Source organism: Micromonospora sp. WMMD987 (genome assembly GCF_029581435.1).
GTDB classification, from domain to species: Bacteria; Actinomycetota; Actinomycetes; order Mycobacteriales; family Micromonosporaceae; genus Micromonospora; species Micromonospora rifamycinica.
Map to the genome: position 1 here is coordinate 1,414,913 of NZ_CP120861.1, position 13,276 is coordinate 1,428,188.

At 71.1% G+C, this 13,276-nt stretch carries 12 protein-coding genes; 8 read left to right on the plus strand and 4 right to left on the minus strand.

The features are described from left to right. Nucleotides 1-51: 51 nt before the first annotated feature. The 8 genes from O7612_RS06290 to O7612_RS06325 all read left to right on the plus strand — a co-directional run bounded on the left by O7612_RS06290 (nt 52) and on the right by O7612_RS06325 (nt 8,250). The gene (locus tag O7612_RS06290; protein WP_282271268.1) at nt 52-1,143 is read left to right on the plus strand and encodes a glycosyltransferase family 4 protein; all 1,092 of its coding nucleotides are present in this window, start codon (nt 52-54) and stop codon (nt 1,141-1,143) included. Between the two features lie 196 nt (nt 1,144-1,339). After that, the gene (locus tag O7612_RS06295) at nt 1,340-1,834 is read left to right on the plus strand and encodes an SIS domain-containing protein (protein WP_282273823.1); all 495 of its coding nucleotides are present in this window, start codon (nt 1,340-1,342) and stop codon (nt 1,832-1,834) included. After that, nucleotides 1,831-3,354: an NTP transferase domain-containing protein gene (locus O7612_RS06300; RefSeq protein WP_282271270.1), complete on the plus strand. Its 1,524-nt coding sequence runs from the start codon at nt 1,831-1,833 to the stop codon at nt 3,352-3,354. The genes O7612_RS06295 and O7612_RS06300 overlap by 4 nt, the downstream gene beginning before the upstream one ends. After that, nucleotides 3,351-3,731 (plus strand): hypothetical protein, encoded by a 381-nt coding sequence (locus O7612_RS06305; protein WP_282271272.1) that lies wholly within the window; start codon nt 3,351-3,353, stop codon nt 3,729-3,731. Before O7612_RS06300 ends, O7612_RS06305 begins: the two co-directional genes overlap by 4 nt. Before the next feature lie 67 nt (nt 3,732-3,798). Then, nucleotides 3,799-4,926: a Gfo/Idh/MocA family oxidoreductase gene (locus O7612_RS06310; RefSeq protein WP_282271274.1), complete on the plus strand. Its 1,128-nt coding sequence runs from the start codon at nt 3,799-3,801 to the stop codon at nt 4,924-4,926. A 90-nt stretch (nt 4,927-5,016) separates the two neighbouring features. Then, on the plus strand, nt 5,017-6,222 hold the full coding sequence (locus tag O7612_RS06315; protein ID WP_282271276.1) for a 2-epi-5-epi-valiolone synthase: 1,206 nt from the start codon (nt 5,017-5,019) through the stop codon (nt 6,220-6,222). Further along, a complete protein-coding gene (locus tag O7612_RS06320) occupies nt 6,219-7,220 on the plus strand; it encodes an aldo/keto reductase (RefSeq protein ID WP_282271278.1) in 1,002 nt (333 codons plus the stop codon). Before O7612_RS06315 ends, O7612_RS06320 begins: the two co-directional genes overlap by 4 nt. A gap of 31 nt (nt 7,221-7,251) precedes the next feature. Further along, the gene (locus O7612_RS06325) at nt 7,252-8,250 is read left to right on the plus strand and encodes an aldo/keto reductase (RefSeq protein WP_282271280.1); all 999 of its coding nucleotides are present in this window, start codon (nt 7,252-7,254) and stop codon (nt 8,248-8,250) included. Nucleotides 8,251-8,255: 5 nt separating this feature from the next. Here the strand turns inward: O7612_RS06325 and O7612_RS06330 are convergent, their stop codons facing one another. From O7612_RS06330 to O7612_RS06345, 4 genes are all read right to left on the minus strand, one after another. Continuing rightward, a complete protein-coding gene (locus O7612_RS06330) occupies nt 8,256-10,205 on the minus strand; it encodes a carbamoyltransferase C-terminal domain-containing protein (RefSeq protein ID WP_282271281.1) in 1,950 nt (649 codons plus the stop codon). A 102-nt stretch (nt 10,206-10,307) separates the two neighbouring features. Further along, nucleotides 10,308-11,072 (minus strand): class I SAM-dependent methyltransferase, encoded by a 765-nt coding sequence (locus O7612_RS06335; RefSeq protein WP_282271282.1) that lies wholly within the window; start codon nt 11,070-11,072, stop codon nt 10,308-10,310. A 78-nt stretch (nt 11,073-11,150) separates the two neighbouring features. Beyond that, complete coding sequence (locus O7612_RS06340; protein ID WP_282271283.1) at nt 11,151-12,167, minus strand: hypothetical protein; 1,017 nt, start codon at nt 12,165-12,167, stop codon at nt 11,151-11,153. 29 nt (nt 12,168-12,196) lie between these two features. After that, entirely contained in the window at nt 12,197-13,090 is an 894-nt protein-coding gene (locus tag O7612_RS06345; RefSeq protein WP_282271284.1) for a phytanoyl-CoA dioxygenase family protein, read from the minus strand. Nucleotides 13,091-13,276: the final 186 nt, after the last annotated feature.

A 13,276-nucleotide genomic window follows, 5' to 3' on the forward strand; every position in this document is an offset into this window, starting at 1 on the left:
CACAACGATGGTGAGGACGGACGAGATGCGTGAATCCACAGGGGTCGGCCGATGAGGCTCGCCTTCTTCGACGACTACGGAGAGGTGCCGGGTCACCACCCGGACCACATCGTCGGCCTGGGCCGGGCGGCGCGGGCGCCCATCTACTGCCCGGACGGCTTCCTGGAGGGTCGACGGGAGCTGACCGAGCTGATCCACCACCCGGTGACCGGCGACGTGGACCGCACCCCGGGGCCGGCCCGGACCAACCTCGAGACGGCCTGCGCGGACGCGGTCCGGCGGGGAGCCGACGTCCTGGTCAACCTGTTCCTCGACGAGAACTGGGACGCCTTCCCGATCGCGCGGCACGGCATCCGGATGGCCCACACGCTGCACCGTCCGGGCGCGATCGAGGGCACCATGGGGGGCATCAACGCGGTCAAGCAGGGCGACGCGGTCGGCGTCCTGCGGCGGCTCGCGCCCACGGATCCGATCGTCGTGCACACCTCGGCCGGTCTCCGCCAGGCGTCCCGGTGGATACCGGCCGACCGGATCGTCCACCTGGGCTGGCCGGCGGCGACCGGGGAGGCGATCCGGCGTCGCTTCGCCGCCGCGGGGGCGGCGACCACCGACGACGAGCCGTACGTCCTGCTGATCGGACGGGGGAACCGGTACAAGGGCATCCGGGTGCTGCTCGAAGCGGTCGGCCCGGGCGACCACCGGCTGCGGATCGGCGGGAAGCTGGAGGTGCCCGGGGACGCGGACTGGCTGGCCGAGGAGTTCCCCCGGGCGCGGGTGTCGTGGGAACCCGGGTGGGTCGACGACCATCGGCTGGACCAGCTCATCGCCGGGGCGGCCGTCGTGGTGTTCCCCTACCTGTCCGGCTTCGAGGCGCACGGCGGCGTCTCGGGCGCGCTGGTCCACGCGCTGACCTTCGCCAAGCCGATCGTCGTGACCGAGGAGCTGCGCACGCAGCTGCCGGAGCTGGCCGCCAGCCTGGTGGTGCCGACCGGCGACGCCACCGCGTTGAAGGCCGCCCTGGACCGGGTGATGGCCGATCCGCGGCGCTTCGCTCAGCCGGCGGAACTCGAGAAGTACCTCGTCGACAACCACAGTTACGAACGGCACGTCGAACAAATGATAAACCGGTTCGCGGACCATTAGCCGGCGGAAGTGCGGACCCTTGCACCGGCAGTGGCCGAAGGGTAGTAAGGAGCAAGGCGGCGGGCGCCGCCGGTGAGGCTGGAATACATTGTCAGCTCGAAACGGATCCTGGCGAGAGAGTCTGCGATGCCAGATTGAGAACCTCCAGCACACGGCCGACAATCTCGACGAGTCCGAGGTCGACCGGGCCGTGGAAATGGTGCGGCGCTGCACCGGCCTGCTGATTTTCAGCGGCGTCGGGCAAAACCTGGTGCTGGCCGACAAGGTGGCCTCGACGTTCAGTTCGCTGTCCCTGCGGGCGGTCAGCGCCGACCCGATCGCGGCACTGCACGGTGGCATGGGCCTGTTTCGGCCGGAGGATCTGCTGATCCTCATCTCCAAGAGCGGTGAGACGCCGGAACTCCTGCGTTTCCTGGACGCGTGCCGGCAGGTCGGCCACTCCAACACGCTCGCCATCCACTCGGCGCCCGGCTCCACGCTGGCGTCCAGCTGCCGCGGTGCGGTCCACGTCCCGATGGTGAGCGAGGCGGACCACCTCGACCTGGCGCCGACCGCCTCCTCGGTCTGCTTCCTCGGCCTGCTCCAGTCGCTCGCCGCCGAGCTCGCCAGTGCGGCGGGCCTGTCGGAATCGGCCTTCCGCAGGACCCACCCGGGCGGCACCATCGGCCTCGGACCGGTGCGGGTCAGATGAGGCTGGACGAGATCCCCTCGGTGATCGTGCAGGCCGGTGGACGCGGCTCCCGGCTGGGCCGGCTCACGGCCAACAAGCCCAAGTGCCTGCTTTCGGTCGACGGCGAGCCGCTGCTGTACCGGCTCTTCCGCCAGCTGCCCCGGGCCCGGTTCGTCATCGTCGCGGACCACCACGCCGACGTGCTGGCGGCGTACCTGGCGACGGTTCCCCCGAAGGTCGACCACGTCGTCGTCCGGGCGACGGGCGAGGGCACCCTGGGCGGGCTGTCGACAGCGGTGTCCACCGTGGACGCGGACTCGGCCTTCCTGATCCTCTGGTGCGACCTGTTCTTCGCGGAGTTCCCCACCGCCGAACTGGGCGACCGGGTGCTGGTCGGCCTGAGCGACCGGTTCCGCTGCCGCTGGAGCGTCGACGACCGGGGCCGGCTGGTGGAGGTGCCGTCGGACCGCCGTGGGGTGGCCGGCCTGTTCGCGGTCCCGTCGGGGAGACACCTGCCCGACCTGCCGGAGCGGGGCGAGTTCGTCCGGCACCTACGGACGTCGTCGACCCCCGTCGACACCGTGGTGGTGCCCGGGATGCGGGAGTTCGGCACCCTGGAGGCGGTGCACGCGTACGCGCAGGAGCACGGCGGGCAGACGGCCCGCTTCTTCAACGAGGTGGAGATCAGGGACGAGGTGGTGGTCAAGGCGGCCCGGTTGCGGCAGTACGACCATCTCGTCGAGGCCGAGGCGCACTGGTACGAGACGGTCACCGGACTGGGGTTCCCGCACGTCCCGCGGCTGCGCGGCCGGTCGCCGCTGACCATCGAGCGCATCGACGGCGTCCACCCGTTCGACCTGGACCTGGCACCGGACGACCAGGCGCGGGTGGTCGACGACATCATGGACTGCTTCGCGCGGTTGCACGACCTCAGCCCGGCGTCACCCGATCCGGAGTCGGACCGGATGGTCTACCACGAGAAGACGGTCAGCCGGCTGTCCTCGGTCCGCCGCCTGCTGCCCAACGTCGACCGGCCCTCGCTGGTCATCAACGGGCGTACCTGCCGCAACCCGCTGCACCCCCGCCACGCGGACTGGTTCGCCGCCACGATGGACCGGTTGCCCGCGGTCGACCACGCGCTCATCCACGGCGATCCGACGTTCTCCAACACCCTCGTCGACCGGGCCGGCGGCATCTGGCTGATCGATCCACGGGGGACGTTCGGCCGGGCCACCTGCTACGGCGACCCCCGGTACGACTGGTCGAAGCTGCTGTACTCGGTCGAGGGGAACTACGACCAGTTCAACCGCCGCAACTTCGCGCTGACCGTCGCCGGTGAGGTCGTCACGCTGCGGATCGCCTCGAACGGGTGGGAACGGCAGGGTCCGCTGGTCCGGGAACGTACCGCCCGGTTCGGCTCCGACGTCGACGTCATCCACGCCCTCATCTGGCTGTCCCTGACCGGGTACGCGCTGGACGACGTGGATTCCGCCATGGGCGCCTTCTACCAGGGCGTCTATCTGCTGGAGAAGGCCGCGTGACAGTGCCCAGGCTGACGCTCAGCGAGCTTCCCAAGGTGTGGATCGTCGACCTCGACGGCGTGGTGTTCCGGCACAACGCCTACCTCGGCGGCGAGGACGAGGTCCTCGACGGCGCGGTCGGCTTCTGGGCGCAGATCGCCCCGGACGACGTCGTGGTGGTGATGACCGGTCGTCCGGAGAGCGAACGGGTGAGGACCCTGGACCTGCTGGCCCGTCTCGGCCTGCGGGTGGACCGGGCGATGTTCGGGCTGCCGCTGGGGGAGCGGGTGGTCGTCAACGACGCCAAGCCCTCGGGCCTGCCGACCGCGCACGCGGTGAACCTGCCGCGTGACCGGGGTCTGGGCGGGCTGCGGGTCGACATCGACCCGGCCCTCTGACGGCGGGTCGTCCCAGGGGAGGAGCATTCCATTGATCGGTCCAAATCCCGTAGGTAGGTTCGGAGACGTGGGGGACGACATCGCGCGCGCACCGGCCGATCCTGTCGCCGTGGCCATGGTCGGCAACGGCTTCATGGGCCGGGCGCACACGCTCGGTCTGGTGGTCGCGGGTCTGCTGGTGCCGGACCTGCCGCCGGTGGAGCTGCGGTCGATCTCGGGCCGTGACCCCGACCGGACCCGCCGGTCCGCCGCGCAGTACCGCTACCGGGAGGCGTTCACGGACTGGCGGGCGCAGCTCGACGGTCCGGGGCTGTCGGCCGTGGACGTGGTCCTGCCCACGGAGCTGCACCACGCCGCGACCATGGCCGCCATCGGGGCCGGTCACGCCGTGCTGTGCGAGAAGCCGCTGGCCGCGACGGCGGCCGACGCCTACGAGATGTGGCAGGCGGCGGAAGCGGCCGGGGTGGTGCACCAGTGCGGCTTCAACTTCCGCTTCGCGCCGGCCGTCCGGCTCGCGCACGATCTCGTCGCCGCCGGTGAGATCGGCCAGGTCGTCGCCTTCGACGGCTCCTTCCTGGAATCCATCGGCCTGCCGGAGCACGACGCCGACGACGTCGCGGTGTGGCCGCCCCCGCCGCAGGACGGCGCGCTGCTCGGTCTCGGACCGCACATCCTGGACCTGGCGCTGTGGTTCGCCGGTGAACCGACGACCGTGCAGGCGCAGCGGGGCAAGCTCAACCCGTCCCCGGCGGTGCTGGACGACTTCTTCAGCGGGACGTTGCAGTTCCGCTCCGGTGCGCACGGCACGGTGCGGGGCTCCCGGGTGGCCGGTGGGGTCACGAGCGAGTGCCGCTTCACCGTCACCGGCACCAAGGGCGCGCTGCGCTGGGAGTCACCGCGGCTGAACGAGCTGTGGAGCATCACCCCGGGGCACCGCGCGACGGTCATCGAGGTGACCCGGCCCACCGACCCCTTCATGGCGATGTGGTGGCCGGAGCCGGGCCATCCGGTCAGCTGGACCGAGACCTTCACCCATCAGGCCGCGCACTTCCTGCGCGCGGTGGCGGGCGGCACCTCGGTCCGGGAATCGGCCGCGGACTTCGCCGACGGGTACCGCTGCGCGCTGCTCGTCGAGGCCCTGTCGACCGCCGCCGACTCCGGTCGGCCGACGGCTTTCGCCCGGCCGGAGGGCTGACCACCGGGCAGCGGCACTGACGACGGTAGCGCCCATCCCAGTCGGATACCGGTGTGCGACTGGCCGTAGCCCAGAGGGAGGACAGCCGAAGTGCCGATTGCGACCGATGGCGACTGGATCACCGCCACGTCCGTGGCGGAGGGGCGGACCTGGCGGGTCCGGTTCGTCGACGACCTGCTCCGGGCCACCCCGGACGCCCTGCCCGACCTGTTCCGGCTCAGCGACCCGGTGTACGCCACGGCGAACGCGCCCGGCCGGCGCGCAGTGATCATCGACCGCACCGTCCGGAGCCTCTTCGGCAGCCGGTTCGCCGGCCTGTTCGAGCGGTTCGGCATCGACCCGGTCTGGATCGAGGCCGACGGCGGCGAGGGGTCCAAGAACCTCGCGCAGTACAACGAACTGGCCGCCCGGCTGCTCGCCCTGGACCTGGACCGGCGTGGTGAGCCGTTGATCCTCATCGGCGGCGGCACGATCACCGACATCGGCGGCTTGCTGGCGGCGACGCTCTACCGCGGCATGCCGGCGGTCCGGATCCCGACGACCCTGCTCGGCCTCTGCGACGCGGGCATCGCGGCCAAGGTGGGGGTCAACCACGCCGGGGTCAAGAACGCGCTGGGCACCTTCGCCCCGGCCCCGTTGGCGCTGCACTGCCTCGAACTCTGCGCCACCGAGAGCGAGCGGCACACGGCGGCGGGCCTGGCCGAGATCGCCAAGGTCGCGCTCACCGAGGACGTCGCGCTGTGGAACATGCTCATCTCCCACGGCCGGGAGCTGCGGGAACGACGCATGCAGCATCCGGTCGGCCGGGAGGTGCTCTGGCGGGCCATCCTGCCGATGCTCACCGAACTGGCCGACAACCTCCGCGAGGCCCGGTTGTGGCGGACGATGAACTTCGGGCACTCCGTCTCGCCGACCTTCGAGATGGCCCCGGGTGCCACCCTGTCGCACGGGGAGTGGGTCGCGATCGACATGGCGCTCTCGGTGGTCCTCTCCACGCAGCGGGGCAGCCTCGCACCCGACCTGTGCCGGGAGATCCTGTCGGTGCTGGGGCGCACGCTGGGGCTCCCGCTCTGGCACGACCTGCTGGCCGATCCGGGGCTGCTGCGGTCCGCCCTGCGGTCGACGACGGCGTTGCGCGGCGGGCGGCTGCGGCTGCCGGTGCTGCTCGACGTCGCGAAGGTCGAGTTCGTCGACGACGTCGACCTCGGCGACCTGGAACGCGCGGCCACGGAGCTGCGGTCGCGGTCCGCCGAACTCGGCTGTTGCGCCACCCGCGACGAGGAGGTGATCGGGTGAGGTACCGCACGATCGGCCGGGATCCGGCCACCCGACGGACGGTGAGCGTGCTCGGCCTGGGCGCGATCAAGTTCGGCAGCGCCGTCGACGAGCCGACCTCGTTCGCCATCCTGGACCGGTACGTGGCCGCCGGCGGAACCTTCGTCGACACGGCGAACAACTACGCGTTCTGGCTGACCGGCACCCGTGGCGGCGAGAGCGAGAGCGTGCTGGGCCGGTGGCGTCGGTCCCGGGGCATCGGCGACGAGATCACGATCGCCACCAAGGTCGGTGACCGGCCGGTGGCCGACGGGCTGAGCCTGGACGAGGTCGCCAAGCCGAGCAACGTCGAGGGTCTCGCGCCGGCGGTGATCCGCCAGGCCGCGCTGGACAGCATGGAGCGTCTCGGCACCGACCGGCTCGATCTGCTGTACGCGCACCAGGAGGACATGGCCGTCCCCCAGCGGGACGTGGTGGACGCCTTCGCGGGTCTGGTCGCGGACGGGCTGGTGGGCCTGCTCGGCGTGAGCAACCAGTGGGCGTGGCGGGTGGAGCGGGCCCGCGCGCTCGCCGCCGCGGCCGGTGTCCCCGGTTACGAGGTGCTCCAGTACCAGCACAGCTACCTGCGCAGGCGGTCGGACACGCCGGGGTTCCGGACGGTGGACGGCCGGCCCGGCAACGCCGGTGGGGACCTGCTGAGCTACGTCCGCGCGCACCCGGAGCTGACCCTGGTCGCCTACTCTGCGGTGCTCGGTGGCGCATACGCCCGGGGAGGACGGCCCACCGATCCCGACCTGGACCACGCGGGCACGCCGACACGACTGGCCGCCCTGCACCGGGTCGCCGAGGAGGTCGGGGCGACCGCGCACCAGGTGGCGCTCGCCTGGCTGATCGGCGGGGAGGTGCCGGTCATCCCGCTGGTCGGAGCGTCGTCGGTGGCCCAGCTCGACGAGAGCCTCGCCGCGGTCGACCTGGAACTGAGCCCCCGGCAGCGCGCGACGCTGGACGCTGCCCACTGACCGACGTACCGCACGCAGACGAGGTGGACTGATGCGCTACCGACAACTCGGTGGTTCCGGGGTCGAGGTCTCGGAGATCTCGCTGGGACTGGTGTACGCCCTCGGTGTGGACACCGAACTCATCCGTCGCTGCACCGAGGCGGCGTTCGACGTCGGCATCACCTTCTTCAACACCGCCAACGCGTACGGTCGGGGCGCGGCCGAAGCGGTCTGGGGGGACATCCTCACCCGGCACCCGCGGGACTCGTACGTCCTGGCGACGAAGGTCTGGGGCCAGATGTCCGACGACGAGTCGGACCGGGGCCTGTCGGCGGCCCAGATCGCCAAGCAGATCGACGCCTCCCTGCGCCGGCTGCGGGTCGACCACGTGGACCTGTACCAGGCGCACCGGTTCGACGTCACCGTTCCGCTCGAGGAGACCGTGGCGGCGTTGCAGGACGTGGTCCGGCAGGGGAAGGCGCGGTACCTCGGCTTCAGTGAGTGGACCACGGAGCAGGTCGAGGCGGCCGTCGAGATCGGCGGGCCGGACCTGTTCGTGTCGTCGCAACCGCAGTACTCGATGCTGTGGCGGGCACCGGAGGCCGAACTCTTCCCGCTGGGCGCCCGCCACGGCTTCTCGCACGTGGTGTGGTCGCCGCTCGCCGAGGGCGTCCTGACCGGCAAGTACCGTCCCGGGCAGCCGCCGCCGCAGGGCTCCCGGGCGGCGGGCGGGCTGCGGAGCGGTTCGATGGATCCGCTGCTGTCCGAGCGCACGCTCGCCGCCGTCGAGCGGCTGCGGCCGGTCGCCGACGCGGCCGGGCTGACCATGTCCCAGCTGGCCCTGGCCTGGGTCCTGCGCCGCGCCGAGGTGGCCTCGGCGATCACCGGCGCGAGCCGGCCCGAGCAGGTGCACGCCAACGCCGCCGCCTCGTCCGTCGTCCTCGGCGCGGACGTCCTCGCCGCGATCGACGAGGCCCTGGGGGACGTGCCGGTCACCGGGCCGGTGCTCGCGCCGCTGGCCGAGGCCGGTGTGCGGCGGCGCGGCCGGTAGCCGGCTCAGCCGCCGTCGGCCGGGCGGGCGAGGTACACCAGACCGCGCTCCTGGAGGTCGGCGACGACGCGTACGGCCTCGTCGGTCGTCCACCCCGGCTGTGCGGCGGCGATGTCGGCGATGCTCCGTCGGGTGTCCATCAGGGACAGCACCGCGTACTCCTCGGCGGAGAGCGCGGTGAGGTGGCCGGTCTTCTTCTGGCACTGGTAGCGGGGTCCGGTCGCCGCGCCCCCGTCGTTGCCGATGGTCGCCCGGATGGTCAGCGACGTGGCCAGCCTGGGGACCAGCCGTTCCGGGTGCTCCGCGGTGCGGGCGACGTACTTGGTGATCCGGTGGCCGTCGAGGTAGAGCACGTCGAGGTTGCAGCCGAGGAAGCACTCCAGGGCGTCGTCGGGCGTCTCCACCACGGGCTCGCCCCGGATGTTGAACGACGTGTTCAGCACCAACGGCAGGCCGGTCAGCGCGTGGAACCGTTCGATCAGCCGGCGGTAGCTGCCGGTGTGGTCCGGGTCGACGGTCTGGATGCGGCAGGTGCCGTCCACGTGGCAGACGCTGGCGATCACGTCGGCCTGCGACGGCCGGACCTGGACGACGGTCATCATGAAGGGATCGTCGTCGGGGGCCTCGAAGTACTCGCCGACGTGCTCGGACAGCACCGACGCGGCATAGGGGCGGAAGGGCTCCCGGAACTTGACCAGCGCGTTCAGTCGATCCCGCATCTCGGGCGGGCGTGGGTCGCAGAGGATGCTGCGGTGCCCGAGCGCCCGCGGGCCGAACTCGCTGCCACCCTCGAACCAGCCGACGAACCTGCCGTCGGCGATGTCCCGGGCGGCCTGCCCGGTGAGGTCGGTCACCGGCCGGGCGTCGACGAGGACGTCGCGGCTGGTGATCGCGCTCTGCATCTGCGCGGTCGTGTAGGAGTGCCCGTGGTAGTTGTCGTACGCCTTCCACCGCACCCGGCGTCCGGTGCGGCGGTGGTGACCGTAGAGGGCGGCCCCGATCGCCACCCCCGAGTCACCCGACGCCGGTGTCACGAAGAGGTGGTTGAACGGGGTCTCCCGCAGGATCATGCCGTTGGTCACGCTGTTCAGCCCGACGCCGCCGCTCACGCACAGCTCGTCGGTCCCGGTGAGCTCGTGCAGTTCGCGGCACAGGTACAGCACCGCGCGTTCGAGTTCGGCCTGCACCTTGGCGGCCATGTTCCGGCAGATGTCGTCGAGGTGCGCCGGTTCGGCCGAGCGGGGCGGCACCTTGGTGATCCACTCCGTGTCGATGACGAGCCCGTCCGGTGTGTACCCGATGATCGGGTCGGGGAAGCGGGACGCGTCGCCGTAGGGCGCCAGGCCCATCGTCTTCCCCGCGTGCATCATGTGCCCGAAGATGTACTCGGAGGCCACCGAGTACATGTGCCCGAGGCTCGGGAAGCGCAGGAACGGGTCGCTGGAGGCCCACAGTCCCCAGCGCTTGCGTACCAGCGTCAGCTCCTCGTCGTCCCGGACCACGTACATCGACTCGGACTCCTCCATCTCCGAGAACGGCGGCGGTGGACCCAGCAGCGGGCTCTGCCGGCGCTGGTACTCCCCGTAGTGGTAGCCCGCGCCGTCCAGGATCAGCACCGCCGGCCGGTGCAGGGGGGAGGCCATCCAGGCGTAGTAGGCGTGCAGCAGGTGGTGCGACGGGTTGACCACCAGGTCGCCGGTGAAGCCGGCCTGCCGGACGAGGAGGCCGGTGTCGTCCTTGACGTACTCGTTGATGACGACCGTGTCGACCGCGGTCAGGTCGGCCAGGCCGGCGGAGCGCAGGCAGTAGTCGACGGCGCGGTGCGGATAGCCCTCGTAGTGCTTGGTGCGGGCCAGGCGCTCCTCGGGGACGGCCACCGCGATCTCACCGTCGACGAGCAGGCAGGCGGCGGCGTCGTGCGCCGAGTTGATACCGAGAACGATCGTCCTGGACACGGGATACTCCCTCGCACTCGTGCTGACCCGGCGTCGGGGACCGGACGGCTTGACTGGGACGGTCACCGCGGATCCGGGCGGTGACCCACCGACGAGTCCGGCTCAGCTGCCGAACTCCGCACCGAAGCGCTCCCCCTTCCTGCGCACGACCTCCAGCGCGGAGGGGTCGGTGGCGAACGCCGCGATCACCCTGGCCAGCGCGGGTGACGGATCGGCGGTGAGGAAGCCGATGCCGGACGGGGTGGCGTGGAGCATGCGGCCCTGCCAGCCGGACTCCTCGACGATGGTGTCGAAGCCCGCCTGCAGCCCGGTGTACTGGACGTCGTGGAACAGGACCATCGCGTCCGGTGTCAGGAGCGGACGCAGCGCGCGGTACTCGGCGACGATCTGCTCGCTGGTGTGGTGGCCGTCCACGAAGGCGAGGTCCACCTGCCCGCCGAGGTGCTTCTCGACGGTGGCGGGAATGTCGACCGGTGACGTCCCCCGGACCGGGGACACCCGGTCGAGGCCGAGCCGACCGGCGATCCGGGCGGTCAACTCGAGCCCCTCCAGGGAGAACCGGTCGGCGGCCGAGTCCAGCCCGACCACCCGGGCCTGCGGCTGTGCCAGCGCGAGCGCGAGTGTGCTCCAGCCGAACGAGTTCCCGATCACCAGGATCGACTCGGCCGGTCGGACCGCGGCGAGGCACTCGAGCAGGTAGATCTCCGGCAGGGAGATCCCCAGTCCGTCCGCCACCTCGACGCCGTCGCGGATCAGCCAGGTGAACGGGACGCTGTGCAGATTGTGGAACGCGGTCGGGTTGAGGCCGGTCGAAACTGCGTAGCCCTCCGCTGCATAGGCGGCGACCAAATTGTCGAAGACTGGCATGTGCTGAGCTTAATCAATGTTTGACGACAAGCCCAGAGTCGGCGGGGCCGCCCTGGCGGGTGACGTCAGCGGCGCTGCTCACGCCGTCGGCTCAGTATGCTGACGAGGGGATTCGAGCCATTGTCCGACAGCGGCGAGCTCGGCCGACAGATCGGCGTCGGTGTCCAGTGAGTTCTCGCTTTCGCAGACGTTCACCCCGCCCATCGCCCGCAGCGAGTAACACTCCCGGACAGCCCGGCGCGAATAGGGATACCGGGTTCGCGGATACAGGACGTACTGGGGCAGCTCCGGGGTGCAGAAGGTGATGACGTCGGCGAGTCCGCTCCGGGCGCAGACCGCGCGCTCGCAGCTGCTCGCCAGGGCCACGACCTGGGCCAGCGGCAGGTGACCCACGGCGACGACCGATCCCGATCCGCCGCCGGTCGGCGGCGCCGCGCCGCCGTTCCAGAAGACCTGCCAACCGGCTCCGGCGAGACGCGCCGCGAGTTCGGTGAAGAAGCGCTCGCCGGTAGCGCCGAACTTCAGGGTGAAGGCTCCGGGCGCGATGAAGGCGGTCCGCCCCACGGCCCGCTGCCGGATCGGCCGGACGGCTTCCGCCGCCCCGGCCGGGACGGTGAGCCGGGGGAGCCGGCGCAGTGCCGGCGGGGTGCCGCTCAGCCGGTACTGGATGTCGAGCGAGTGGTAGCGGGACCAGAGGGCGTCGCACCAGGCACCGGGCTGGCACAGCACGACCGCGTCCATGGTCGGGGTCAACGCCTTCGCCGCGGCCAGTTGGTCCTGGTAGGTGAGGGCCCAGGGTGGCTTGTCGGTGTAGCCGTCGAGCAGGGCCACCGCGTCGTAGTCCGGGTTGAAGGCGACCGCCGAGGCGTACTTGCGGTCGGTGAGCAGCGTGATCTCCGACGGTCCGCCCCGCAGACGGATGGCCCTGGTGATCGCGGAGTTGATGGCGATGTCGCCGAGCGAGTCCGGGACGACGAGCGTGATCTTCTGCACCGCCTCCCGGCGGAAGGTGTGCACCGACCTCATCGACCCGGTCCGGTACCGGAGGTACTGGACCGACCGCTTGGCCGGGCCGGGGGTGTGGGGCAGGCGCACCGGCGCTCCCTACCTGGTGCCCGCGCGTCCTACGCCAACCCCAGCCAGGACCGGTCGGCGTTGGGGTAGCGACCGGTGTAGGCCTGCTTGATCTCGTCGGTCCAGTAGCGGTGGTCGGGGGCCGGGAAGCCGAGCATGTCCAACTGCCGCCGGCTCGCGTTCTCGACGAAGGAGATCCATTCCGCGTCCTCGGTGAGGATGCCCCGACCCGGTCCGGCGACCCAGTCCGCCTCCGCCCGGCGGAAGAACGACAGGAGCATGTACCGCGACGCGCCGTCCCGCTTGAGGTCGGTGGCACGGTGGAAGGTGTCGATGTCGAAGGCGATGACGGTGCCCCGGGGCCCCACGCCGGGGACCTCGGCCTCGTAGAACTCGGGGTGGGCGTCCCGGGGGGCCAGGTGGGGGTGCATCGGCACGCCCTCGGCGAGCCGGTTGTCCACGAACATGGGCGGGCCGTTCCCCTCGTCCACGTCCGACAGCAGGATGAAGTACTGGACGTGCGCGAACTCCGGATCCTGCGACGCGATGACGGGGGTGTGCCCCCGGTAGTCGCGGTGGTGGTCCTGGTCGTAGGACGCCCCGGCGTACTTCACCCAGGCGTGGCCGTTGTACATGCGGATGTCAGGGCTGCCGAGCAGGATCTCGGACAGCTCGATCAGCTTGGGGTGCACCGCGAACAGGCTGAGCTCGGTGCTGGGGTACGGCCAGTCGACCAGGCCGGCGCGGTAGTTCCGGCGGTGCGACTCCTGGAACTCCGCCGAACCCTTCACGAAGGCGTCCGGCTCCGGAAGCGTGTCGTGCAGCGTGCTCAGAACGGGGGCCAACTCCTCCTCGGTGAAGAATCCCGGAAGAATCGAATAGCCGAGCTTCGGATATTCGGCAATTGCTTTTGCAATGAGAGTAGAGTGATACTCACTGCTCATGGCGGCCCCCTGTGGTTATTTCGCGTCGGGTGCGGTGAGCCTACATTCTTACCAATGATGAGTCAAGCTTCCGGTGCGTTCACCGAAAGTCGCGGGTGAATATGTCGGGTGCAATCGCCGGGTGTCTCGCCGGCGGGACGGCCCGCGCGTCGTGCCGTCCGCGGGGCGGCCCGTGGCGGCCGTCCG